Annotated in this window: 19 protein-coding genes and 1 riboswitch; of the genes, 11 read left to right on the top strand and 8 right to left on the bottom strand. The window is 73.4% G+C overall.

The features are described from left to right. Nucleotides 1-9: 9 nt before the first annotated feature. The 3 genes from C8K30_RS00360 to C8K30_RS00350 are packed head-to-tail and all read right to left on the bottom strand — an operon-like array spanning nucleotide 10 to nucleotide 1,681. The gene (locus C8K30_RS00360) at nucleotides 10-759 is read right to left on the bottom strand and encodes a S1C family serine protease (RefSeq protein ID WP_233256887.1); all 750 of its coding nucleotides are present in this window, start codon (nucleotides 757-759) and stop codon (nucleotides 10-12) included. Beyond that, a complete protein-coding gene (locus tag C8K30_RS00355; RefSeq protein ID WP_108490929.1) occupies nucleotides 756-1,304 on the bottom strand; it encodes a hypothetical protein in 549 nt (182 codons plus the stop codon). Before C8K30_RS00355 ends, C8K30_RS00360 begins: the two co-directional genes overlap by 4 nt. Then, the gene (locus tag C8K30_RS00350) at nucleotides 1,304-1,681 is read right to left on the bottom strand and encodes a DUF1844 domain-containing protein (protein WP_108491821.1); all 378 of its coding nucleotides are present in this window, start codon (nucleotides 1,679-1,681) and stop codon (nucleotides 1,304-1,306) included. The genes C8K30_RS00355 and C8K30_RS00350 overlap by 1 nt, the downstream gene beginning before the upstream one ends. A gap of 95 nt (nucleotides 1,682-1,776) precedes the next feature. Between C8K30_RS00350 and C8K30_RS00345 the strand changes: the two genes are divergently transcribed. The 11 genes from C8K30_RS00345 (at nucleotide 1,777) to C8K30_RS00295 (ending at nucleotide 18,326) form a co-directional block, all read left to right on the top strand. Then, on the top strand, nucleotides 1,777-4,833 hold the full coding sequence (locus tag C8K30_RS00345) for a glycoside hydrolase family 38 C-terminal domain-containing protein (RefSeq protein WP_108490928.1): 3,057 nt from the start codon (nucleotides 1,777-1,779) through the stop codon (nucleotides 4,831-4,833). A 305-nt stretch (nucleotides 4,834-5,138) separates the two neighbouring features. Next, nucleotides 5,139-6,422: an ABC transporter substrate-binding protein gene (locus tag C8K30_RS00340; RefSeq protein WP_108490927.1), complete on the top strand. Its 1,284-nt coding sequence runs from the start codon at nucleotides 5,139-5,141 to the stop codon at nucleotides 6,420-6,422. Next, a complete protein-coding gene (locus tag C8K30_RS00335; RefSeq protein ID WP_369939035.1) occupies nucleotides 6,419-7,375 on the top strand; it encodes a carbohydrate ABC transporter permease in 957 nt (318 codons plus the stop codon). Before C8K30_RS00340 ends, C8K30_RS00335 begins: the two co-directional genes overlap by 4 nt. Beyond that, nucleotides 7,375-8,268, top strand: coding sequence for a carbohydrate ABC transporter permease (locus C8K30_RS00330; RefSeq protein ID WP_108490926.1), 894 nt, complete (start codon nucleotides 7,375-7,377; stop codon nucleotides 8,266-8,268). The genes C8K30_RS00335 and C8K30_RS00330 overlap by 1 nt, the downstream gene beginning before the upstream one ends. Beyond that, entirely contained in the window at nucleotides 8,265-9,314 is a 1,050-nt protein-coding gene (locus C8K30_RS00325; protein ID WP_108490925.1) for a LacI family DNA-binding transcriptional regulator, read from the top strand. Before C8K30_RS00330 ends, C8K30_RS00325 begins: the two co-directional genes overlap by 4 nt. After that, nucleotides 9,311-12,640, top strand: coding sequence for a GH92 family glycosyl hydrolase (locus C8K30_RS00320; protein WP_108490924.1), 3,330 nt, complete (start codon nucleotides 9,311-9,313; stop codon nucleotides 12,638-12,640). Before C8K30_RS00325 ends, C8K30_RS00320 begins: the two co-directional genes overlap by 4 nt. Before the next feature lie 271 nt (nucleotides 12,641-12,911). Continuing rightward, a riboswitch (SAM riboswitch) is annotated at nucleotides 12,912-13,024 on the top strand. Between the two features lie 388 nt (nucleotides 13,025-13,412). Continuing rightward, nucleotides 13,413-14,576 (top strand): LLM class flavin-dependent oxidoreductase, encoded by a 1,164-nt coding sequence (locus C8K30_RS00315; protein WP_158280888.1) that lies wholly within the window; start codon nucleotides 13,413-13,415, stop codon nucleotides 14,574-14,576. A 73-nt stretch (nucleotides 14,577-14,649) separates the two neighbouring features. After that, nucleotides 14,650-15,003 carry a rhodanese-like domain-containing protein gene (locus C8K30_RS00310; RefSeq protein WP_108490922.1) on the top strand — a complete coding sequence of 118 codons (354 nt, stop codon included), beginning with the start codon at nucleotides 14,650-14,652 and terminating at the stop codon, nucleotides 15,001-15,003. Further along, nucleotides 15,000-16,367: an O-acetylhomoserine aminocarboxypropyltransferase/cysteine synthase family protein gene (locus C8K30_RS00305; protein ID WP_108490921.1), complete on the top strand. Its 1,368-nt coding sequence runs from the start codon at nucleotides 15,000-15,002 to the stop codon at nucleotides 16,365-16,367. Before C8K30_RS00310 ends, C8K30_RS00305 begins: the two co-directional genes overlap by 4 nt. Next, a complete protein-coding gene (locus C8K30_RS00300) occupies nucleotides 16,364-17,701 on the top strand; it encodes an LLM class flavin-dependent oxidoreductase (protein WP_108490920.1) in 1,338 nt (445 codons plus the stop codon). Before C8K30_RS00305 ends, C8K30_RS00300 begins: the two co-directional genes overlap by 4 nt. 112 nt (nucleotides 17,702-17,813) lie before the next feature. Beyond that, nucleotides 17,814-18,326 carry a GNAT family N-acetyltransferase gene (locus C8K30_RS00295; protein WP_233256976.1) on the top strand — a complete coding sequence of 171 codons (513 nt, stop codon included), beginning with the start codon at nucleotides 17,814-17,816 and terminating at the stop codon, nucleotides 18,324-18,326. A gap of 170 nt (nucleotides 18,327-18,496) precedes the next feature. On the opposite strand, the gene C8K30_RS00290 is transcribed toward C8K30_RS00295, so the two are convergent. The 5 genes from C8K30_RS00290 to C8K30_RS00270 form a co-directional block, all read right to left on the bottom strand. Then, a complete protein-coding gene (locus C8K30_RS00290; protein WP_108490919.1) occupies nucleotides 18,497-19,483 on the bottom strand; it encodes an intradiol ring-cleavage dioxygenase in 987 nt (328 codons plus the stop codon). Between the two features lie 148 nt (nucleotides 19,484-19,631). Then, nucleotides 19,632-21,104 (bottom strand): NtaA/DmoA family FMN-dependent monooxygenase, encoded by a 1,473-nt coding sequence (locus C8K30_RS00285; RefSeq protein WP_108490918.1) that lies wholly within the window; start codon nucleotides 21,102-21,104, stop codon nucleotides 19,632-19,634. Nucleotides 21,105-21,115: 11 nt separating this feature from the next. Next, nucleotides 21,116-22,279 carry an LLM class flavin-dependent oxidoreductase gene (locus tag C8K30_RS00280; protein ID WP_108490917.1) on the bottom strand — a complete coding sequence of 388 codons (1,164 nt, stop codon included), beginning with the start codon at nucleotides 22,277-22,279 and terminating at the stop codon, nucleotides 21,116-21,118. 25 nt (nucleotides 22,280-22,304) lie between these two features. Next, nucleotides 22,305-22,880 (bottom strand): flavin reductase family protein, encoded by a 576-nt coding sequence (locus C8K30_RS00275; protein WP_108490916.1) that lies wholly within the window; start codon nucleotides 22,878-22,880, stop codon nucleotides 22,305-22,307. After that, on the bottom strand, nucleotides 22,877-23,461 hold the full coding sequence (locus tag C8K30_RS00270; protein WP_165919765.1) for an NAD(P)H-dependent oxidoreductase: 585 nt from the start codon (nucleotides 23,459-23,461) through the stop codon (nucleotides 22,877-22,879). The genes C8K30_RS00275 and C8K30_RS00270 overlap by 4 nt, the downstream gene beginning before the upstream one ends. Between the last annotated feature and the right edge of the window lie 88 nt (nucleotides 23,462-23,549).

Genomic DNA, 23,549 nt, shown 5'->3' with positions numbered 1-23,549 from the left:
CTACCGCGCTCAGCAGCCCTTCGCCGGGGTGAACGCCGTGTCGTCGGCCAGCACGTCCTGGAGCGTCGACAGGGGCACGAGCAGGCTGTTGTCGTCGGCCGTCTTGGCGTAGACGACGCCGATCACCCGCCCCTTGGCGTCCAGCGCCGCCGACCCGGACGACCCGGGCTCGACGGGCGCGTCCGTGAGCAGCACCTCGCCGAGGTTCGCGTTCAGGGGGTCGCGCGTGGTGCTGATGACCTCGCCCTGCGTCACGGTGAGCTCACCGCCCGCGGGGTAGCCCACCACGGTGACGGGATCGCCGGGCTCCGGGTCGGCCTTCGCCAGCTCCGGGAACGACGGCAGGGGATCGGTGGTGCGGACCACGGCGAGGTCCGCGAGGCCCGCCGTCGCGGTGGTGCCGACGGTGATGTCGTGCCCGTCGTAGGTGCTGACCTCGAGGTCCTTCGAGTCGGAGACCACGTGCTTGTTCGTGATCAGCGTGTGCTCGTCGATCGCGAAGCCGGAGCCCGTCGAGAGCTCCTCGCAGCCCACGTTGCGGATGCGGACCGCCATGCGCTCCACGGCGTCGAACCCGTCGGGGCTCAGGGCGTCGCCGCCGGCCGCGGGGGACAGGTCCGCCGGCGCGGACGGCACGATGTCGGCAGGCACCGGCTCCGGCAGGGGCGGCAGCACGCCGCAGCCGCCCAGCGACCCGGTCAGGACGAGCACTCCGGCGACGAGCGCCCGGCGCGCGAGCGAACGGGCCGGCCACCTCACGGGCGCAGCTCCTTCTGCAGCGCCTCGTTGGCGTCCTCGGCGTCGGCGCACAGCGCGTTGACCTCCCGCTCGTAGCGGCTCAGGTCCGAGGGCTCGTACTGGTCGGCGTCCTTGAGGTAGCCGACGAGCTGCTCCTGGCCCGACACGCACTGCCCGAGCGCGGAGGCCACGGTCGCCGCGGCCGCGCTGACCTGCGTCTGGTAGTTGAGGTACTGCTCCGAGGCGACGTTCTCGTCACCCAGCTGGGCCTTCTCGTTCGCGAGGTCGGTGATGCGCGCGGTCGCCGTGGACAGCTGGTCCCGGGCGGCCTGCAGCTCCGAGTTGGCGCCGTCGAGCTGCATCCGCAGCGAGGCCACCTCCTCGGCGTACCCGTGCGCCTTCTCCTCCCACTCGGCGGAGGTGCTCTGCCAGCGCACCGTGGTGAGCCACAGGTAGGCGCCGACGGCGATCGTCGCCACCAGGACGATCGCGAGCACGCGTGAACCACGACGCGGCCCCGGTTCCCGTGCAGGACCGGGTGCCGCCACGACGGGAGCCTCGGTCATCAGACGACGGAGCCCGTGTACTTCTCGCCCGGCCCCTCGCCGGGCTCGTCGGGGATCACCGACGCCTCCCGGAACGCGAGCTGGAGGCTGCGCAGGCCGTCGCGCAGCGAGCGGGCGTGCTGGTTGCCGATGTCGGGTGCGCTCGCGACCACGAGCGCTGCCAGCGCCGTGATCAGCTTGCGGGCCTCGTCGAGGTCCTTGAGCTCCTCGGCGTCGTCACCCTCGGCAAGGCCGCACTTCACGGCGGCGGCGCTCATCAGGTGGACAGCGGCGGTCGTGATGACCTCGACGGCCGCGACCTCGGCGATATCGCGTGTGGCCTGGTCAGCGCCTACCGGAGCGTCGATGCCGGCGGGGGTCTCATCGGTGGTGCTCATGGAGACCATCTTTCCATCCCGGCAGGGGTGCGGGTGAACATCGAGTCTGGGCTAGCCTGCGTCCGTTCAACGGTGACACGGGGGAGGCCCTTTCGATGCATGACGACATCACACTGACCACCGGGCGCGCGACGCGCGTGCTGACGGAGCGCATCTGGCCGGCGGTCCACGGGACGTCCGTACCGCTCGACGTCGAGTGGCACGTCCTGCCGGGGGAGCCGATCCCCCCTGCTGAGGGCCTGGCCCTCGCGATGGAACCCTACGAGGTGGGCACGCCGTGGGGCCCCGCCTGGGGCACCACCTGGTTCCGGCTGACGGGCGCGGTGCCCGCCGAGTGGGCCGGACGGACCGTGGAAGCGGTGGTGGACCTGGGCTTCGACAAGAACATGCCCGGCTTCCAGTGCGAGGCGCTGGTGTACCGCCCGGACGGCAGCCCGGTGAAGTCGATCAACCCCCGCAACCAGCACGTCCCGGTGTCCGACGCCGCGACCGGCGGCGAGCGGGTCGAGCTGCTCCTGGAGGCGGCGTCGAACCCCGTGCTGCTCGACTACCACCCCTTCCTGGTGACCCAGGAGGGCGACACCGCCACCGCGTCCCCGCGCCCCCTGTACACGACCCGGCGCATGGACCTCGCGATCTTCGAGACCGAGGTGCACGACCTCGCGCTCGACATCGAGGTGCTGCTCGAGCTGCAGGCCGAGCTGCCCACCGGCCCGCGCCGCATGCGGGTGCTCCAGGCGCTCGACGACGCCCTCGACGTGCTCGACCTGCAGCGCATCCCCGAGACGGCAGCGGCCGCCCGGGCGGCGCTCGCGGACGTGCTCGCCAGCCCGGCGGAGCCGAGCGCCCACGAGATCTCCGCCGTCGGGCACGCGCACATCGACTCCGCCTGGCTGTGGCCGGTGCGGGAGACGATCCGCAAGGTCGCGCGCACGACGTCGTCCATGGCGGACCTCATCGAGCGCACCGACGACTTCGTGTACGGCATGTCGTCAGCGCAGCAGTACGCCTGGGTCAAGGAGCACCGGCCCGAGGTGTGGGCCCGGATCAAGGACGCAGTGGCGTCCGGGCGCTTCCTGCCGCTGGGCGGCATGTGGGTCGAGTCCGACACCGTGATGCCCTCGGGCGAGGCGCTCGCGCGCCAGTTCTCGCAGGGGCAGCGGTTCTTCGAGCGGGAGTTCGGCCTGCGGTCGCACGGCGTGTGGCTGCCGGACTCGTTCGGCTACTCGCCGGCCCTGCCGCAGCTGGTGCGCCGCGCCGGGTTCGACTGGTTCTTCACGCAGAAGATCTCGTGGAACCAGGTCAACGTGTTCCCGCACCACACGTTCTGGTGGGAGGGCATCGACGGCTCGCGAGTGCTGACGCACTTCCCGCCCATGGACACGTACAACTCGCAGCTCTCGGGCGAGGAGATCGCCAAGGCGACCCACCAGTTCCGCGAGTCGCGGCGCGCCACGGGCTCGATCGCGCCCGTCGGGTGGGGCGACGGCGGCGGCGGCACCACCCGGGAGATGACCGGCCGGGCCAAGCGGCTGGCCGATCTCGAGGGCAGCGCGAAGGTCCGCTGGGAGCACCCGGACGCGTTCTTCGAGCGCGCTCGCGAGGAGCTGACCGCGGCCGGCACGGGTGACAGCGCTGTCTGGGTGGGCGAGCTCTACCTGGAGCTGCACCGGGCCACTTTGACCTCGCAGCACAAGACCAAGCAGGGCAACCGCCGCAACGAGCAGCTCCTGGTCGAGGCGGAGGCGTGGGCGGCGACGGCGTCGGCCCGGACCGGGGCGGACTACCCGTACGACGAGCTCGACGCCCTGTGGCAGCAGATCCTGCTGCTCCAGTTCCACGACATCCTGCCCGGCACGTCCATCGCCTGGGTGCACCGCGAGGCCGTGGCGCAGCACGCGGCGATCACCGCGGGCGCGCAGGAGATCATCGAGCGCTCCCTGCGCACCCTGGTGGGCGAGGGGGACACGGCCCTGCGGGCCAACCCCGCCGTGTTCGCCCAGGCAGGGGTGCCCGCGCTGGGCGTTGCCCTGGCCGCTGGCCCGACGGCGGCGTCGAGCACCCTGACCGAGCTGCCCGACGGCGGCCTCGTCCTGGCGAACGACCTCGTCCGGGTCACCCTGGACGCCGTCGGCCACGTGACGTCCGCGATCGACCTGGCCACCGGGCGCGACGCGGTGGCGCCCGGGCGCGAGGCGAACGTGCTGCAGCTGCACCAGGACTTCCCGAACAAGTGGGACGCCTGGGACGTGGACCGGTTCTACCGCAACTCGGTGACCGACCTGCGCGAGGCCGAGAAGGTCACCGCGACGGTGGACGACGGCGTGGCAGTGGTCACGGTGCGCCGGCAGTTCTCGGCCTCCAGCGTGGAGCAGACGATCACGCTCGCGCCGGGCAGCCGGACCCTCGAGGTCGCCATGCAGACCGACTGGCACGAGGCCGAGAAGTTCCTCAAGGTCGCCTTCCCGCTCGACGTGCGCGCTGAGCATGTCGCCGCCGAGACCCAGTTCGGCTTCCACAAGCGGGTCACGCACACCAACACGAGCTGGGAGGCCGCCAAGTTCGAGGTGTCCATGCACAAGTGGCTGCTCGCGGAGGAGCCGGGCTTCGGCGTCGGCCTCGTCAACGACTCGTCGTACGCCTACGACGTGACCCGTGAGGTGTCCGACGGCGGCGTGGCGCCGGCGCCGGGCGCGCCCGACGTCACGACGACCGTGCGCCTGTCGCTGCTGCGTGCGCCGCGGTTCCCCGACCCGGAGACCGACCAGGGGATCCAGACGCACCGGTACGGCCTGGTGGTCGGCGCGGACACAGCCGCGGCGACCGAGGCCGGGGCGACGTTCGGCGCGCGCCCGCGCGAGCTGCGCGGCGCGACCGGCGTCGAGCCGCTGGTCGGCGTGGCCGGCGGCGTCACGCTGTCGGCGGTCAAGCTCGCCGACGACCGGTCGGGTGACCTCGTGGTGCGGGTCTACGAGGCGCTGGGGCGCCGCGCGTCGGGCACCGTCACGGTTGCGGCGCCGGTCACGGCAGCCCGCGAGGTGAGCCTCATCGAGGACGATTTGGCGGAGGTGACCCTAGCGGCCGACGGCGACGGCGTGGACCTGACCCTGTCCCCGTTCGAGGTCCGCACCCTGCGGTTCACACTGGCCTGATCACGGAAAGGCCGGGCCACCAGGGGCCATGTCCTGTCCCCTGGTGGCCCGGCCGGCTGCAGACCTTGTCGCAGGCCAGCTCGGCGAGTGCAGACTTCGTTGCGGATACAGGGTGCCTTTCCGCAACAAAGTCTGCTGTCACCGGTCACGGGTGCGGCAAAGTCTGCACTCGCCCGGCCATCTGCCAAGACCTTGACACCAGCTGGGTCACGCGGCACGCTGTCGATGCTAAAGCGCTTTAGTCGGCGTCGAAGCGACGGCATGTACCCCAGGACGCGACGATGCATCTGCTGGAAGGAACTGTCATGAAGATCCGGAGGATCGGGGCTGCGGGAGCCGCCCTGACCGTGCTGGCCGCCTTGGGCGGCTGTGCCCTCAACGGCGCGGGCACAGAGAGCGATACCGGGGCGGACGCCTCGGGTGATGTGACCGGTGAGGTCACGCTGCAGACCTGGGCGCTCAAGCCCAACTTCACCGAGTACGTCGAGGGCGTCATCGCCGACTTCGAGGAGGAGTACCCGGGCACCGAGGTGACCTGGCTGGACCAGCCGGGCGACGGCTACTCGGAGAAGGTCCTCTCGCAGGCCGCGGCGGGCGAGCTGCCCGACGTGACGAACCTGCCGCCGGACTTCGCGCTCTCGCTGGCGCGCGAGGGCCTGCTCACCGACGTCACCACCGTGGACGACACGGTCGAGGACACCTACGTGCCCGGCGCGCTGGAGGCGTACCAGTACGGGGGCATCGACGGCACGTTCGGCTTCCCGTGGTACCTGACCACGGACCTGAACTACTGGAACACCGAGATGTTCGAGAAGGCGGGACTCGACCCGGCGACGCCGCCCACGAGCCTCGACGAGCTCGTCGCGCAGGCGCGGACCATGAAGGACGAGACCGGCGAGTACCTCATGAGCCGCAAGCCCGGCCTGGGCGACTTCGCGGCCGAGGGCCTGCCGGTGCTGTCCGACGACGGTACCGAGCTCGTCTTCAACACGCCCGAGGCGGCGGAGCTGCTCGACGTCTACCGCGACGCGTACGCCGACGGCCTCATGCCCGACGACGTGCTCACCGACGCCTACCTCGGCAACAGCCAGCTGTTCACCGAGGGCAAGGTCGCCTGGTCCACGGGTGGCGGCAACTTCATCAACAGCGTGCTGGAGAACAACCCGTCGCTGGACGGCAAGATCACCTCGTCGCCGTACATGGGCACCACCCCGCTGTACGTGCAGGGCCTGTCGGTCTCGAACCAGTCCAAGAACCTGCCGACGGCGGTCGCGCTGGCCCGGTTCGTGACGAACGCCGCCAACCAGGAGGCGTTCTCGACCGAGGTGCCCGGCGTCTTCCCGTCCACGACGGCCTCGCAGGAGAACCCCGAGCTCGCCGAGAGCGACGACACTCCGCAGGGCGACGCCAAGGCGATCGCGTTCAGCAACCTCACCACCGCGCAGGTGCTGCAGCCGGTGGAGGTCAACGAGGCGATGACCACCATCATCAACCAGCAGTTCGCGGCGGCGATCGCCGGCGACAAGACCTCGCAGGAGGCCCTCGACGCGGCGGTCGAAGAGTGCAACAAGCTGCTCGCCGACCAGTGACGACGGTGCGCGGGATCCGGACCCGTCGGGGCCGGGTCCCGCACCCCGCGCCCCGCACGCCCACCGTGCGGGCCCACGCCGTGCGGACCCACGCCTGGTTCACGCCGTGGCTGCTCGTGGCGCCGGCAGTGCTGTTCCTGCTCGCGTTCAACCTGTGGCCGACGGCGAACGCCTTCTTCCTGGCGTTCACGAACGTGCGGGTGCTCTCGGGCGGTGAGCTCGTCGGGTTCGCGAACTTCGAGCGCATGCTCAGCGACGCCCAGCTCGCCACGGCACTGGTCAACTCGATCGTCTACATGCTCGTGTGCGTGCCGTTCCTGCTGCTCGCGCCGCTGGGGCTGGCTGTGCTCGTGGAGAAGAAGCTGCCGGGCATCGCGTTCTTCCGCACCGCGTTCTACACACCGGTGGTGGCCTCGGCCGTGGTGGTCGCCCTCATCTGGGGCTGGCTGCTCGACGACCGCGGCATCATCAACGCGATGGCGCTGAACCTGGGTTTCATCACCGACGCGGTCCCGTTCCTCACGGACCGCTGGCTCGTCCTGTTCAGCGCGATCAGCCTGACCGTCTGGAAGGGCCTCGGCTACTACATGGTGATCTACCTGTCGGCGCTGGGCGGTGTGCCGCGCGAGCTGCACGAGGCCGCCGCCGTCGACGGGGCGGGGGCGCTGCGCCGGTTCTGGTCCATCACGATCCCGGGCGTGCGCAACACCATGCTGCTGGTGTCGGTCATGATCACCGTCTCCGCGCTGCGTGTGTTCGCCGAGCTCTACATCCTGACCAACGGCACGGGCGGCGTCGGCGGGGCCGACGTCTCGGTGGTCATGCTCATCCAGATGTACGCGCGCGGGTTCAGCGGCAACCTGGGGTACGCGTCGGCGCTCTCGCTGCTGCTGTTCGTCATCACGCTCGGCCCGCTGCTGGTGATCGCGCGGATCAACCGGGGGAGGGACTGATGGAGGTCATGTCAGGCACGGTCACGTCAGGCACGGTCACGTCGCGCACCGGATCGCGGGGGTTCGCGACGCCGTCGACCCGCGAGGTGGTGCTGCGGTACGCGCTGCTGGTCGTGGTGCTCTTCATCACGCTCGGCCCGTTCCTGTGGCAGCTGTCCACCTCGCTCAAGGGCGCCGGCGAGGACATCTACACCGCCAACCCGAGCTTCCTGCCGAGCAGCCCCACGTTCGACAACTACGTGAAGGCGTTCCAGACCGTCCCGATCCTGGGGTTCGCCGGGAACTCGATAGTGGTGGCCGGGATCGTGGTGCTCGGCAACATCGTCGGCGCCACCATGGCCGGGTACGCCCTGGCGCGGCTGCGGTTCCGCGGCGTCCGGCTCGTGCTGGGGGCGATCCTGCTGACGATGCTCCTGCCGGGCGAGGCCACGATCGTTGCGCAGTACCTGACGATCCGGCAGCTCGGGCTCGCCGACACGCTGCTCGGCGTCGCCCTGCCGGGCGCGATCGGCATGCTCAACGTGCTGCTGATGCGCACGGCGTTCGCGGCGATCCCGAAGGAGCTGGACGAGGCGGCGATAGTGGACGGGGCCAACGCCTGGCAGCGGCTGCTGCACGTGGGCGTGCCCAACGTCCTGGGCATGCTCGCCGTCATCGCGATCTTCTCGTTCATCGGTGCGTGGGACGACTTCCTCTGGCCGCTGATCGTCCTGACCACGCCGAACAAGTTCACGCTCACGGTGGGCCTGGAGTACCTGTCCGGGACGTTCACGAACAACCCGCGCGTCGTGGCCGCGGGAACCATGATCGCGTTCATCCCCATCGTGGTGTTCTTCGCGGCACTGCAGCGGTACTTCTTCCGCGGCGTCGACGAGGGGGCGATCAAGGGGTGACGCAGGCTTCCGAACGCCCTGGCCGTCGGCCCACCATCGCCGACATCGCCGCACGTGCCGGCGTCTCCCCGACGGCGGTCTCGTTCGCGCTGAACGACCGCCCCGGCATCAGCGAGCAGACCAGGGCCCGCATCCTGGCCGCCGTCGCCGAGCTGGGGTGGCGGCCGAACGTCGCCGCCCGTGCGCTGGGCGGACGGCGGGCCGACACGGTCGGGCTGGTCGTCGCGCGGCCGGCGCGGACGCTGGGCGTCGAGCCGTTCTTCGCCCAGCTCGTCTCGGGGCTGCAGGCGCGGCTGTCGACCGACCTCGTGGCCCTCCAGCTGCTCGTGGTCGAGGACATGTCCGCCGAGCTCGACGTCTACCGCCGCTGGGCCGCCGAGCGGCGCACCGACGGCGTCGTCGTGCTCGACCTCGAGCAGGACGACCCACGCCCCGAGGAGCTCGTCCGGATGGGCCTGCCCGCCGTGCTGGTCGGCGGCGACGGCACGCCCGGACCGGTCCCCGCGGTGTTCGCCGACGACCATGCCGCCATGACCGCGCTCGCCGAGCACCTGGCTGCGCTGGGGCACGTGCAGGTCGGTCACGTGGGCGGCATCCCCGCCTACGTCCACTCCGCGCGCAGGGTCGCCGCGCTGCACGACGCCGGGTCCCGGCTCGGCCTGCACGTCACCACCGTGCCGACGGACTTCTCGCAGGACGAGGCCGCGGCAGCCACCCGGGCCCTCCTGGCCCGCGACGAAAGGCCCACTGCCATCGTGTACGACTCCGACGTCGCCGCGCTCGCGGGCGTCACCGTCCTGGCCGAGGCCGGGCTCAGCGTGCCTGGCGACGTCTCGGTCGCCTCCTTCGACGACTCCGAGCTCGTGCGCCTCGCGCACCCGCCGCTCACCGCGATGACCCGGGACACGTTCGAGCTCGGCGAGCTCGTGGCGGCGACGACACTGTCGCTGGTGCGCGGGGAGCGCGTGCCCGACGTCGTGGGTGCGCCCACGCCCGAGCTGACCGTGCGCGGCAGCACGGGACCGGTCCCTGGGGGCGCCGCATGACGGGCCCGGCGCACGTCCCGGCCGGCCGGCCCGGCGTCGGGCTGACCAGCGAGGACGCCCACCTGGTACGGCACGACGGCGCCGGCCGCACCGTGGTCCTCGACGGGCTGGACGTGCCGGTCGAGGCCGGCACGGAGCTGCGCTACACCCTGCTGCCGGTGCTCGACGAGGAGCTCACGTACCGGGCGACCTACGTGGCTGTCGACCTGCTGCTCGACGACGGGAAGTGGCTCTCGCAGACCGGGCCCGGGCGCGAGCTGCGGGACCAGCACGGCATGCCCGCGACCGCCGTCGGGCAGGGGGAGGCGCGGATCCTGGTGCCCGACCACTGGAACCTGGTCCGCGTGGACCTGGGCCCGGTGGCCGAGCGGGCGCCGGGGCGCCGCGTGCGCGCGGCCGCCGTCGTGACCGCACCGCCGCACGGCGGGCGCAGCGAGGTGTGGCTCGACGCCGTGACGGTCGGGCCGCGCCAGGCGCGCGCGATCACCGGCCGCACCGACCTCGTGGACACCCGGCGGGGCACCCATTCCTCCAGCGCGTACTCGCGCGGGAACACGGTGCCCGCGGCGGCGGTGCCGAACGGGTTCACGATGTGGGTGCCGCTGACCGACGCGTCGTCGGACCGCTGGCTGTACTCGTGGGCCGCCCACAACGGGCCGGACAACCGGCCGCGCCTGCAGGGCGTCGGCATCTCGCACGAGCCGAGCCCCTGGATGGGGGACCGCGACCAGCTCGCGTTCCACCTGGTCCCGGCGCGGGCTGACGGCGGATCCGGCGTCGACTCCGGGGGCGGCTCCGGCGACGGCTCCACCGTTACCGCCGGCGGCGAGGACGTCCCCGACGCGGCCCTGGCGGCCCGCGCGATCGGGTTCTCGCACGACGACGAGATCGCCCGGCCGCACCTGTACACCGTGGACCTGGACGGCGGCGCCCGCGTTGCCGTCGCGGCGTCCGACCACGGCGGCGTCCTGCGCTTCACCTTCCCGCCCGGGGCCGCGACGGGCCATCTGCTGATCGACGCCGTGAGCGACACCGGCGCCGACGGCGCGCCCGTGGCCGTGACGGTGCACGACGACGGCACGTTCACCGGCTGGAGCGATCACGGCAGCGCGCTGTCGGTGGGCCGCAGCCGCATGTACGTGGTGGGCCGGATCTCCCGCCCGGTGCTGCGCACGGGCCGCGCCCGCGGGCGGGACCACGCCACCTACGCGACCGTGGCGCTCGACCCCGTGGAAAGGCCCGCCGCTGGACCTGATGCTGGGCCTGACACGACGGCTGGACCCGACGCGGAGGCGGGCCGCACGGTCGAGGTGCGCGTGGCGACGTCGTACATCAGCGAGGACCTCGCCTGGCGGGCCCTGGAGCGGGAGGCGGCCGGGACCTTCGACGAGGTCGCCGAGCGCGCCCGCGCGCAGTGGGAGGAGCGCCTCGGCGTGCTCGACGTCGAGGGCGCCACCGAGGAGCAGCAGGTCACGCTCTGGTCGAACCTCTACCGTCTGAACCTGTACCCGTCCTCCTACACGGAGGTGGGGGCCGACGGCGCGCCCGTGCACGCCTCGCCCGTGCTCGACGGCGCGCCCGTCGTACCCGGCGAGATGTTCGTGAACCACGGGTTCTGGGACACCTACCGCACCTGCTGGCCGGCCTACGCTCTGCTCTACCCGGAGGTCGCGGCGCGGCTCGCGGACGGGTTCGTGCAGCAGTACCGCGAGGGCGGCTGGGTCGCCCGGTGGTCGTCGCCGGGTTACGCGGACCTGATGACCGGCACGTCGTCCGACGTCGCGTTCGCCGACCTGTACCTGCGCGGCGTGGACCTGCCCGACCCGCTGGCCACCTACGACGCCGGGCTGCGCAACGCCACCGCCCTGCCCACCCGGTCCGGCGTGGGCCGCAAGGGCCAGGACTTCGCGCTCACGAACGGCTGGGTGCCGCGCGACGTCGAGGAGTCGGTGTCCTGGAGCCTCGAGGGCTACATCAACGACGCCGGGCTGGCGCGCATGGCCGAGGCGCTCGCGGACGCGCCCGGCACGCCGGACGGCCGACGGCGCCAGCTGCGGGACGAGGCCGCCTACCTCCGGCAGAGCGCGCTCGGGTACGTGCACCTCTTCGACCCGGAGACGGGGTTCTTCCGGGGGCGCGGCCGGGACGGGGCGTTCGGGTCGGGGGCCGCCGCCGTCGCGGGGTCGGACGCCACGGGGCCGGACGCCGCGGCGTTCGACCCGGACGAGTGGGGCGGCGACTACACCGAGTCCGACGCCTGGAACTTCCTGTTCCACCCTGTGCACGACGGCGCAGGCCTGGCCAGGCTGCACGGCGGCCCCGACGGGCTGGAGCGGCTGCTCGACCGGTTCTTCGCCACCCCCGAGCGGGCGGACAAGCCCGGGACCTACGGGTCCGCGATCCACGAGATGTTCGAGGCGCGCGACGTGCGGCTGGGCCAGCTCGGGCAGTCCAACCAGGTGTCGCACCACATCCCGTACGCGTGGCTGTTCGCCGGGCGGCCGGACCGCACGCAGGAGACCGTCCGCGAGATCCTGGCGCGGCTGTGGACCGGCAACGAGATCGGGCAGGGCTACCACGGCGACGAGGACAACGGCGAGATGTCGGCCTGGTACGTCCTCTCGGCCCTCGGCCTGTACCCCCTGGAGATCGGGTCGCCGCGCTGGGCGGTCACCTCGCCGCTCTTCGAGCGGACGGTGGTGCACCGCCCCGACGGCGACCTCGTGATCGAGGCGCCGGGCGCTGCAGACCACTGGTACGTGGCGGGCCTCGACGTGTCGGGCGGTGCGGGTGACGGCGCGGGTGCCGATGCGGCCGCCGTCCGAGCCGTCACCACGCCGTCGATCGACAATCGCGACCTGGTCGGGGGAGCGGCCCTGCGGTTCGCCCTGTCCGGGACGCCGACGCGCTGGGGCGTGCCGTCGTCGGGCGATTCTGACGTGGCGCCCGCAGGTCCGTGGCAGCGGGCCGACGGCAGCTGGCACGGCGCCCGTGGACCCCTGCCGCGCCTGACGGACGGCGACCTGACGACGTCGGTCGAGGTGACCGGTTCGCTCGAGTGGCGGCCCTCCGACGAAGTTCCGCCAGGTGCCGCGCTCCGCGCCTACACGCTGACGTCGTCGGCTGCGGGCGAGGGCCGGCCGCCGTCGGCGTGGCGCCTGGTCACGGACGACGGGCGTGTGCTCGACGAGCGCACCGGCGAGCACTGGCCGTGGCCGGGCCAGCTGCGGCCGTTCGTGCTCGACGAGCCCGCCCCGTTGACGGGCCTCCGCCTGGAGCTGCTCGACGAAGGCGTCCTCGCGCAGGTGGAACTGCTCGCGAGCTAAACGCCGTCGGGTCGGGGCGCCCGCCGGAGAACGGATGCGCGAGCGGAGTGTGTTGCGCTGCGTAGACAACGTCTACGCAGCGCAACACACTCCGCTCGCCAACTGTCTTCCTGGAGGCATGCGGCGCGGCCCGGCGTTCCGTAGCGAGACGTTGTTCCGGTATGTGAGATCCGGGCAAAGATTATTGACTTCGATGGGTTCCATTCGTATCTTCTGTGACATCGAGATCAACCGCACTTATCCGATCGGAAAGGTGTAGAAAGCCTCGGCAGGTCATGAGCTCCGACGCAAAGCCCCGGCTGGTCGGACGGCAACCCCCCGCGCGGGTGGGTGCCCCGGGTGAGGACCAGGTCGGCCGCCGTCCGGCGGATGACAACACGCGTCGCTCGCCGATGGGCGAGCAGGTGAGGAGAACGACGATGACCCGGAGCGCTGCCCCCGCCGTCCACGTGTCCCTGCCGTCCTGGAACGTCTCCGCGCGGGTTGGTGCTGCCCCGCGCGAAGGCATGTGTTGTCACTGTTCCTGTCGCTGACAGCGGCAGACCCGACCCGCTGACCGGCCCTGCCCGGTCCGCCACTCGGACCACACCTCGGCGTCACGTGCCGAGCCCCGGCCGAACCCGGCCCTCACGTTCCTGACCGGACGTCTCTCGCCTGCCCCCGGCAGCCACGCCCCCGGGCGACCCATGAACGCCGTCGCGCACCATCGGTGCGCCGCCGGCCGGGTCCTCCGGGCGTCGTCGCGCAGCCGCAGCTCGAACGGAGCCCCGCCGTGCCGTACCCGTCGCAGCCCACGTCCCTCTCCTCCACCGGCCCCCTGTCCCGTCCCGTCGTGCTCGGGGTGGACCTCACCTCCGCCGGCGCCCGACCGGGCGCCCACCGTGCCCGCGGCCCGGTCGCGCCCCGGCCGTTCGACGGCGAGCGCTTCCTCCACCTGGTGCGGACCGCCGACCGCGGCCTGCTCGACTTCGTCAGCCTCGACGAGGGTTTCCTGCTCCACCCCGGGCGCAGCCAGGTGACCGGCCGGCTCGACACGGCCGTCGCAGCTGCCCGCGCCGCGCGGGTCACGGCCGGAGTCGGCCTCGTGGCCGCCGTCGACACCGTGCACGTCGAGGCGGCCCACGCCGCCGTCGCCCTGAGCAGCATCGACCGGGCGAGCAGCGGCCGGGCCGGCTGGCAGGCCGTCCGGCAGGGCACGCTCCCCGAGCCCGACGAGGCGTGGGCCGCCCGCGTCGAGCTGGGCATCCGGTCCGTGACCCAGGTCTGGACCGGCCGGCCCGGCACCGGGTCCGGGGCGGTCGAGCTCGACGCTGAGGGCCGGTTCCGCGTCGACCACGACGGCATCCGCTTCGCCGTCCGCGGCCGCCCGGCCGGCGGCGGCGACACGCTGCCTCAGGTGCCCCCGCCGGTAGTCGTGCGCGTGCGCTCCGATGCCAGTGCCGCGCTGGCCGGACGCACCGCCGACATCGCGCGGATCGCCGTGACCGACGCCGCGCACGCGGTCCGGCTGCGCCGGCTCGTGCGGGACTCGGCCCTGTCCGCCGGGCGCGATCCCGAGGACGTGCGCGTGCTCGCCGAGGCCTACGTGGTGCTCGCGGCCGAGCGGGCCAGCGCCCGGGCGCGGCTGGAGCTCGTCGAGGCGCTCGAGGGCAGGGAGTCCATGGGCGGCGGGCTCGTCGTCGCCGACACGCCGAACGAGCTGGCGACTCTCATCGCGGACTGGACCGGGGTCGGCGCCGTCGACGGGTTCCTGCTGCAGCCGTCCTCGCTCAGCTCGGACCTCGACACGATCACCGACCACCTCGTGCCCGCCCTCCAGCACGCCGGCCTGTACCGCACCGAGCGGTCGGCGACGACGCTGCGGGGCTCGCTCGGGCTGTCCGACGTCGAGACCGAGTCCCGGGCGCTGCCGACGGGCCGGCTCCTGAGCGCCTGACGAACCCCGTCCGCGCAGCCCCGTCCGCGCAGCACCGCATCCAGACAGCACACCAATCCCGAGGGAGAACATCATGACCACCCCTGAGCTGCAGACCCCCGAGACCGCGGGCGCCAAGGTCGCCGGCGGCGCCCTGCTGATCGACGTCCGCTCGGCAGCGGGCCGGGCGTCGTCGGGCGAGATACCCGGCGCCACCCTCGCGGACCGCGACAACCTCGACGCGCTGTTCGGGCCGTCCGACAACCCCGCGATCAAGCTCGACACGCCCGTCGTGATCGTGTGCGGCTCGGTCAACGGTTCCGGCCCGGTCGCCGAGGCGCTCGCCGCGCGCGGCTACACCGACGTCTCGCACGTCGACGGCGGGTTCCCCGCCTGGAAGGAGGCCGGGCTGCCCGCGACCGAGGCCGAGCCGAGCCCCGCGCCATGACCGGGTTCGCCACCCGGCAGGTGCACGGGGATCCCGGGCGCGACGGCGGTCCGCACGGCGCCGCGCCGTCGGGCCGCGTGATACCGCGCGCGACGCCGGTCTACCTGACGGCAGGGTTCGAGTTCGAGGAGTGGGAGCAGGCCGGCGGCCACTTCGGCGCCGGGGAGGGGTTCGCCTACACGCGCACCGGCAACCCGACCACCGCCGCCGTCGAGCAGCGGATCGCCGCGCTCGAAGGCGGCGCGGACGCCCTGTTCGTGGCCAGCGGGCAGGCGGCCGTCACGGTCGCCCTGCTCGGCCTGGTCGCGGCCGGGCAGCGCGTGCTCGCCGCCGCCAGCCTGTACGAGGGCACGCGCGGGCTGCTCCTGGAGAACCTGCCCCGGCTGGGCATCGAGGCCGACTTCGTCGACGACGCCACCGACCCGGCCGCGTGGGAGCGCGCGATCCGGCCCGAGACCCGCGTGCTGTTCCTGGAGTCCATCCCGAACGCGCGCAACGACCTGCCCGACCTCGCCGCCGTGGCCGACGTCGCGCACGCCCACGGGCTGGCGCTCGTCGTGGACAACACGCTCGCCACGCCGTACCTGCTGCGCCCGATCGAGCACGGGGCCGACGTCGTGGTGCACTCCGCCAGCAAGTTCCTGGCGGGTCACGGCTCGGTGCTGGGCGGCGTCGTCGTCGACTCCGGGACGTTCGATCCCCAGGCCGCCGGCGCGCTGTACCCGCACCTGGTGGCGCCGTCGCGCACCGGCGGGCCCAGCCTGGCCGAACGGCACGGCGGGCGGGCACGCCTGGCGTACCTGCGCGAGACCGTGGCGCCGCGGTTCGGTCCGACGCCGTCCCCGCTGAACGCGTTCCTCGTGGGGCAGGGCATCGAGACCCTGTCGCTGCGGGTGGCGCGGCAGAGCGCGTCGGCGCTGGAGGTCGCGCGGTGGCTGGCGTTCCGGCAGGAGGTGGCATCGGTGGACTACTCCGGGCTCGACTCGAGCCCGTCGCACGCCCTGGCCAAGCGCTACCTGCCCGACGGCCAGGGCTCCGTCTTCACCTTCACCCTGCACGACGGCGCCCCCGCGGCCCGGGCCTTCGTCGAGGCCGTCCAGGTCTTCACGCACATGACCCACATCGGCGACGTCCGCTCGCTCGTGCTGCACCCCGAGAGCACGAGCCACGTGCTGCGCACCCCCGCCGAGCGGGCCGCCGCCGGCGTCCACCCGGGCACCCTGCGGCTGTCGATCGGCGTCGAGGACCTGCCCGACCTGATCGCGGACCTCGAGCGGGCGCTCGCGGCGGTTCGCAGGGCCGCCGTCGGCGCCGCACCCGTCGGCACCACGCCCGTCGGCACCGCACGCAAGGAGACACCATGACCCGCCAGCAGCACCTGGGCTGGTTCCTGGCCCGCGGCTTCGGGCCGCACGGCTGGGGCCACGACTACCTGGACTGGAACTACGACTGGACCCGGCCCGACCTCTACGTCGAGTCCGCCCGCGCGCTGGAGCAGGCGGGCGTCGACCTCCTGATCATCGAGGACGCGCCCTCGCTCGGGAACCCCGAGACGATCGACCTGCGCGTGCGGCAGGCGTTCGGCGGCCCCAAGCACGACCCGCTGCTGCTGGCCCCGTACCTGTTCGCCGCCACGCGGCACCTCGGCGTCGTGCCCACCGTGAACCCGGCCGCCGTGCTGCCGTACACCGGGGCGCGGCAGCTCGCGACGCTCCAGCACCTGTCGGGCGGCCGGCTCGGGCTCAACCTCGTGACCGACACGGGCAGCGCCCGCCACTTCTCCGCCGCGCCCCCGCTGGGGCACGACGTCGCGTACGACCGCGCCGAGGAGTGGCTCGACGGCGTCCGCTCGCTGTGGCGGTCCTGGGACGACGGTGCGCTCATCGCCGACCCGGGCACCGACGGGGTCGGCGGCCGGTACGTCGACGGGAGCCTGCTGCGCCCGGTGCGGCACCGGGGCGAGCACTACGCGTTCGACGGCCCGCTCAACGCCCTCCCGTTCGACGACGGCTCGGGCGGCGAGCCCGTGATCGTCTCGCCCGGCGGGTCGGGCCGGGGGCTGGCGTTCGCCGGGGCGAACAGCGACGTCCAGCTCGCGCTCGCGCCGCTGACCGAGCGGAGCGTGCGCGACCACCGGGCCAAGGTCCACGCGGCGGCCCGCGCGGCCGGGCGGGCGCTCGACCACGTGAAGGTCCTGTTCGCGATCAAGCCGGTGCTCGTGTCGAGCCCCGAGGAGGCGGACCGGCTGGTGGCCGGGTCCGCGAACCCGGACGACGCCACGCTGCTGCGGATCGCCGAGCAGCAGTCGAGCGACCTGGAGACCGACCTGACGGCGCTCGACCTCGACAAGCCGCTGCCCACGGGGCTGTTCGGCGACCACGTCTCGCACGGCTCGATCCGGCGGCTGGTTGGCGACCACGACCTCGCCACCACACCGCTGCGCGGGCTGCTCGGTGGCCTCGCTCGTCTCGGCCGGATCGCCGACCGCTCGGGCTGGGTCGGCACGGCCGGCGAGCTGGCCGACCTGATCGAGGAGCTGGGGGAGTGGGGCAACGACGGCGTGCTGCTGTGGGGCGACCTGCACCCGGTCACCGTGCACCGCACCCTCGACGAGCTGGTCCCGATCCTGCGCCGCCGCGGCATCCTCCGCACGGAGTGGGCCGACGGCGGGCTGCGGGCCAACCTGCGCGCGTTCTGAGCCGGCGGTGCTGAGCCGGCGGTGCTGAGCCGACGGTGCTGAGCCGGCGGCGCTGAGCCGGCGGCGCTGAGCAGACCGTCCTGAGTAGACCGGAAGGAGCACCGCCTTGTCGGTGATCGTCTCGGACCCGACCTGGGTCGCCACCACGTGGGACGACCCGCGCGCCGTCGAGCTGCGCGAGGCCATGACCAGCGATCTCGCCCCGCGCTACGCCGAGCTGTGGGAGCAGCGCGCCCGGCTGTTCGCCCCGGCCGAGCCGGGCGGGCTGAGCGCCGTCCCGACGTCGGAGGAGATCCTCGTGACCTGGATCGCCCTGGACGGCGTGCAGGCGGTCGCCACCGGATCGCTGCGCCGGCTGGGCGGCACCGCCGGCCATCCCGAGGTGGTCCACGAGGTCAAGCGCATGTTCGTGCGGCCGACCCACCGCCGTCGAGGCCTGGCCGCGGACGTGCTGGCCGCCGTCGAACGCTCCGCGCGCGACCGGGGGATCGAGGTGCTGCGCCTGCAGACCGGGACCCGCCAGCCCGAGGCGGTGGCGCTGTACGAGCGCGAGGGCTGGACCCGGATCGACCCCTACCCGCCCTACCCGGCGGAGTCGAGCATCTGCTTCGAGAAACGCCTCTGACCCAGCACGACCGGGCCTGCGGAGCCAAGGTCGTCCGGGTCGGCAGTCTCCTGTGCTGTCGGCAGTTTGCATCGAGGTCGGTCCAGGCCTGGACCGACCTCGATGCAAACTGCCGTGTTTGTGATGCAAACTGCCGACGCCGCACCGGATACGTTCGACGGCCCCGCAGGTCACCCCTCCGGCGGCGCGCCCGACGGCGGCTCGCCGGACGGACCGCCCGACGGCGGCTCCCCGCCACCGCCACCGGCCCCGCCCCCACCGCCCGGCGCCGCGCCACCGGTGGGCTCCGTGGCGGTGTCCACGCGGACGGTGAGCGCCACCGTGTAACCGGAGTCGGCGTCGCCGGACACGGTGGCCAGCTGCAGCTCTCCGCCGTCGTCGCTGAAGACGTTGTCGGTGTCGAGGGTGACCTGGTCGAGGTTCTCGGTCGAGCCGGCGTACTCGTCCAGGGCGTACACGGTGCGGGCCACGTCCTCGGGCAGCGCGACCTGCGAGGTGGCGATCGCGTTGGTCGAGTCGTCGATCGAGCCCACGTCCGGGTAGACCTCGAAGTGGATGTGCGGCCAGCGGCCGGTGTAGCAGGCCGGGAAGATCGACGTCCAGGTCGCGACGCCGTCGGAGTCGGTGACCTGGACACCGCGCAGGTACGTCTCGTCCTCCAGGCCCTCGGAGTACATCGAGTAGCCGCCGGCGGCGTCGCAGTGCCAGACATAGACGGCGACGTCCTGGAACGGGGCGTCGTCGTTCGCCATGTCCAGGAGGGTCAGCGTGAGGGTCATCGGCACACCGGCGGCGGTGGCGCCCCCGCCGATGCTCGAGCGGATGTCGCTGCGGACGATCCCGGTCTCCTCCAGCACGTCCGGGCCGTTGGAGCCGTCGCCCGGGTAGGGGCCGGCGGTCTCGTCGGGGATCTCGCCGTCCGACGTCGTCGCCGCGGAGCTTGACGTCCCGGTCGGGTCGGACGCGCCGCAGGCGGCCAGCCCGACGGCCCCGATGCCGACCCCGAGCAGCGACAGGACGCGCCGCCGGCTGACGAGGGTCCCGACGTCGAACGACAGGCCCTGGTCGACCACCTCGTCGTCCGGCCTGGGCAGTGGCCTGCCCTGATAGCTCAGGCCGGACTGCGAGGGAACGGGGGGTTCCGGTATGCGGGCCATGTATGTCTCCTTCGTTGGGCACGAGGGTCGTGCGCGGTGCTGCTCAACGAGGAGAACTTACGAACGTTGCCTGCGCTCGTCCTGACGCAGAACTGACAGCCCGCTATGAGGCGGCGGCCTGGCCCGACACCCCTGGCCGGTGCGCGGGCTACGCCGCGCCGACGGCGGCGCGCCGGGTGAGCGGCGCGCGCAGCCCCAGGTTCTCGCGCAGCGTGGTCCCGGTGTACGACGCCGGGTAGGCGCCGCGCTCCTGCAGCTCCGGGACCACCTTGTCGACGATGTCGTCGAGGCCGGACGGCACGATCCACGGGCTGATGTTGAACCCGTCGACGGCGCCGGTGCGCACCCACCGGACCAGGTCCTCGGCCACCGCCGCGGGCGTGCCCTGGAACCCGCGCTCGCTGCTGTTGCGGACCACCAGCTCGCGGATGGACAGGTGCTCGGCCTCGGCCAGCGCCCGCCACTGCGCGGCGATCTCGCGGGTCCGCGCCCCGGTGGTGGCCGAGCCGCGCTCGCCGCCCAGCTCCTCCACCACCGGGTCGTGCGCGGGCAGCGGGCCGTCCGGGTCGTAGCCCGACAGGTCCTCGCCCCAGATGTTGCCGACTGTCGAGAGCGCAGTGGCCGGGGTGACCTGGTTCCAGCGGACCCAGCGGGCCTTCTCCTCGGCCTCGGCGGGCGTGTCGCCGACGATGATGCCGGTGCCCGGGAAGATCTGCACGTCGTCCTCGGGCCGGCCGGCCGCCACGGCCCGGCGCCGCACGTCAGCGGCGAACTCGAGCGCCTCGGCCAGCACGGAGCCGTGGCGCGAGAAGATGACGTCCGCGTTGGCCGCCGCGAAGTCCCGGCCCTGCGGCGAGTCGCCGGCCTGGAAGATCACCGGGTGGCCCTGCGGGCTGCGCGGCGTGGTCGGGTCGAGCTCGACGTCGAACAGGTCGCTGTGCTCCGAGACGTGGGCCACGCCGCCGTCGGAGGAGCCGGGCGAGCCCGCGCCGTCCGCGGAGTCGGGGAAGGCGTCCCAGATCTGGCGCGCGACGTTCAGCTGCCCCTGCGCCCGCTCGTAGCGCAGGGCGTGGTCGAGGTAGCCGCCGCGGCGGAAGTTGGCCCCGGTCCAGGCGTTGTCCGTGGTCACCACGTTCCAGGCGGCGCGCCCGCCGGACAGCACGTCGAGGCTCTGCAGGCGGCGGGCCAGGTCGGCCGGGTCGTTGTAGGTGGTGTTCTGGGTGGCCACCAGGCCGATGTGCGTGGTGATCGCCGCGAGGGCCGCGAGCTGCGTGATCGCGTCCGGGCGGCCGACGACGTCCAGGTCGTGCAGGGCGCCCCGGGACTCGCGCAGGCGCAGGCCCTCGCCGAGGAAGAACGCGTCGAACAGGCCGCGCTCGGCGGTGCGGATCACGCGCTCGAAGGTGGCGAAGTCGGTCTGCGAGCCGGACTCGGGGTCGGACCAGATGGTGGTGTGGTTGACGCCCTGGAAGAACACGCCGAAGTGCACCTGGGCGGCGGGGCGGGTGATGGGGTGGCTCGGGTGGTCGGGGTGGTCGGGGTGGTCGGGGTGGTCGGGGTGGGTCTGGGGGCGGCTGGGGTGGGTCTGGGGGCGGCTGGGGCGGGTAACAGGAATGGTCATGGCGGGACTCCTCAGGCGCTCAGCGCGTCGGCCTGGACGCGCGTGTCGTAGCGGTTGGCGGGGCGCGGCAGCCCGAGGGACTCGCGCAGCGAGGCGCCCGGCCGGGGCACCGCGGTGAGGCGGGCCGCACGCAGGGCGGGCAGGACGTCGCGCGCGAGCACCGGCAGGTCGACGTCGAGCACGGCGGGCAGCAGGCGCACGCCGTCGACCGGCCGCCGCCCGTCGGGACCGGGCGTGGCGAGCTCGGTGAGCAGCGCGACCAGCCCGGCCGCGCTGCCCACGTGGCGCAGGGCGCTCGTGTCCCACGGCGACCGGACGCCGGCGGGCGTGCTGGCGTCCAGGACGGCGAGGCGGTCGGCGCCGGTGCGCCCGCCGGCGTCGAGCACCACCTCGATGTCGATGCCGGTCAGCGGCGAGTGCTCGCGAGCGGCCACCGCGTTGCCGCGGGCCGTGGCGGCCCCGGAGCCGCCGACCAGCGTGACGTCGACGAGCGGCCCGGCGCCGCCGGCCGGGTCGAGCACCGGCGCGACGTCGCCGTCGGACGCCAGGACGACGAGCTGACCCTGGGGCGGCCGGGGCGTGATGAGCGGCCCCTTGACCGAGAAGGTCTCGCCGCGGAAGTCCACGTAGTGCAGCCGTTCGCGGTCGATGTACCGGCCGGTGGCGACGTCGCGGATGACCGCGTCGTCCTCCCACGAGTCCCACAGGTCCCGCACCACTTGCACGACGTCGCGCGCCTCGCGGGCTACGTCGCCGACGACGGCGCGGCCGTAGGCGTCGGCCGTGGCGGCGTCACGCGTGACCGACGGGATCCAGCCCCCGCGCCCCGCCGCAGCGATGTCCAGCGACGCGAGCTGCGCGGCGACGTGGAAGGGCTCGGGATAGGTGGTCGGCACCTGCGGCACCAGGCCGATCGCCGTCGTCGTGCGGGAGACGAACGCGGCCCGCGTGACCGAGTCCAGGCGGGCCGACGCCGGCGAGCCGGGCACTGCAGGCAGCAGCGCGTCGGTGAAGGAGACGAAGGTCAGGCCGGCGTTCTCGGCCTGCCGGACCGTGCGGGCCAGCCGGGTGCCGGACACCAGGTCCGTGCCGGCGAGACGAGCGACGGCAGCGGCCGCCGGGTGGGCGCCGGCCCCGTCGGCGTCGAGGCCGACGAAGAAGGGTGAAGAGGGCAAGGAGATCCTCCGATGTCGTCGTGGGTCAGATCGTGGTGTCGTCGCCGAGCCGGTGGTAGTTGCGGTTCTTGTAGACCAGGGGAGAGGCCTTCGGTTCCCGGGGGTTGTCGTCGCCGGCCGCGGTGAGGTTGGACTCCAGGGCGCGCAGCGAGACGAGGTAGCTGTCGCCGATTGGCGTGCGCTGGACGACGCGGGCCCGGAACCAGGACACGGCGCCGTCGATGACGGGCTCGCCCGTGGGCAGCGGTGTCCAGCCGCCGTCGGCGAACCGGTCGATGCCGCTGGTGGCGAACCGGGCGGAGACATCGTCCTGGTGGTCGGCGAGGAAGCTGACCGCGAGGGTGCGGGCCTCGGAGATCGCCGGCCAGGAGGACGAGGTGGAGGCGAGCGAGAACGCCAGCAGCGGCGGTGCCGCGGACACGGAGATGACGGAGGTGGCGGTGAAGCCGACCGGCCGGCCCTCGTGCTGGAGCGCGACGACGGCGACGCCCGCGGGGTGGTTGCGGAAGATCGTCTTGAACTCCTCGGGGCTCAGCTGGGGCTCGTCCTGCTGGGCCAAGAGCTCCTCCAGGGCAGACAGGTCGATGTTCTCGGCGGTCATCGGACGACCTCCTCGACGAGGGCGGTGGCGCCGGCACCGGCGAGGACGACGGCGGGGCTCGCCGCGCGCCGCAGCGGCTCGCTCGCCCTGTCCAGCCAGGCGTCGATCACCGGGTCGAGGTCGGCGAGCTGGGCCTCCGTGACGGTCAGCGACCGGGCGGGCACCACGGCCCCGAGCTCGACGAGCACGGGCCGCAGGTGCACCTCCCCGGCCAGCGCGTGCGCGGGGCTGCCCGAGACCACGAGCGGCACCGCGACGACGCCGGCCAGGCCGTCGTTGCCGTACAGGTCGAGGAAGGACTTGAGCAGGCCGGTGTAGGCGGCCTTGTAGACGGGGGTGGCGATCACGGCGACGGTGGCGCCCGCGAGGCGCTCCTTCGCGGCGTCGGCCGCCGGGTGCTCGGGGGCGAGGATCTCGGCGGCGAAGGTCGCCAGGTCGATCGTCGCGACGTCGTCGATGCCCAGGACCGTGGCGATCCTGCGCGCGGCCGCCTCGGCGGCGCCCAGGGTGCGGGACCCGGGACGGGGGTTCCCGGACACGACCACCACGGTGGGTGCGGACGGAGGGTTCGGTGCAGTCATGGAGAGCTCCTCGCAACTTGTTGATCTGGCTGGTCGCGCGGCGGGCGGGTGACCGTGAGGGAGGTATAGGCGGCAAGACCGGAGATGA

The sequence above is a fragment of the Promicromonospora sp. AC04 genome (assembly GCF_003058225.1).
GTDB lineage: Bacteria > Actinomycetota > Actinomycetes > Actinomycetales > Cellulomonadaceae > Promicromonospora.
The sequence above is the reverse complement of the archived record's forward strand: the minus strand, read 5'-3'. Positions and strand labels throughout refer to the sequence as shown.

Bases quoted from the DNA above. Each gene is read 5' to 3' on its own strand.
- C8K30_RS00355 (WP_108490929.1), bottom strand. From the start codon at position 1,304: ATGACCGAGGCTCCCGTCGTGGCGGCACCCGGTCCTGCACGGGAACCG.
- C8K30_RS00350 (WP_108491821.1), bottom strand. From the start codon at position 1,681: ATGAGCACCACCGATGAGACCCCCGCCGGCATCGACGCTCCGGTAGGC.
- C8K30_RS00345 (WP_108490928.1), top strand. From the start codon at position 1,777: ATGCATGACGACATCACACTGACCACCGGGCGCGCGACGCGCGTGCTG.
- C8K30_RS00340 (WP_108490927.1), top strand. From the start codon at position 5,139: ATGAAGATCCGGAGGATCGGGGCTGCGGGAGCCGCCCTGACCGTGCTG.
- C8K30_RS00330 (WP_108490926.1), top strand. From the start codon at position 7,375: ATGGAGGTCATGTCAGGCACGGTCACGTCAGGCACGGTCACGTCGCGC.
- C8K30_RS00320 (WP_108490924.1), top strand. From the start codon at position 9,311: ATGACGGGCCCGGCGCACGTCCCGGCCGGCCGGCCCGGCGTCGGGCTG.
- C8K30_RS00310 (WP_108490922.1), top strand. From the start codon at position 14,650: ATGACCACCCCTGAGCTGCAGACCCCCGAGACCGCGGGCGCCAAGGTC.
- C8K30_RS00305 (WP_108490921.1), top strand. From the start codon at position 15,000: ATGACCGGGTTCGCCACCCGGCAGGTGCACGGGGATCCCGGGCGCGAC.
- C8K30_RS00300 (WP_108490920.1), top strand. From the start codon at position 16,364: ATGACCCGCCAGCAGCACCTGGGCTGGTTCCTGGCCCGCGGCTTCGGG.
- C8K30_RS00290 (WP_108490919.1), bottom strand. From the start codon at position 19,483: ATGGCCCGCATACCGGAACCCCCCGTTCCCTCGCAGTCCGGCCTGAGC.
- C8K30_RS00285 (WP_108490918.1), bottom strand. From the start codon at position 21,104: ATGACCATTCCTGTTACCCGCCCCAGCCGCCCCCAGACCCACCCCAGC.
- C8K30_RS00275 (WP_108490916.1), bottom strand. From the start codon at position 22,880: ATGACCGCCGAGAACATCGACCTGTCTGCCCTGGAGGAGCTCTTGGCC.
- C8K30_RS00270 (WP_165919765.1), bottom strand. From the start codon at position 23,461: ATGACTGCACCGAACCCTCCGTCCGCACCCACCGTGGTGGTCGTGTCC.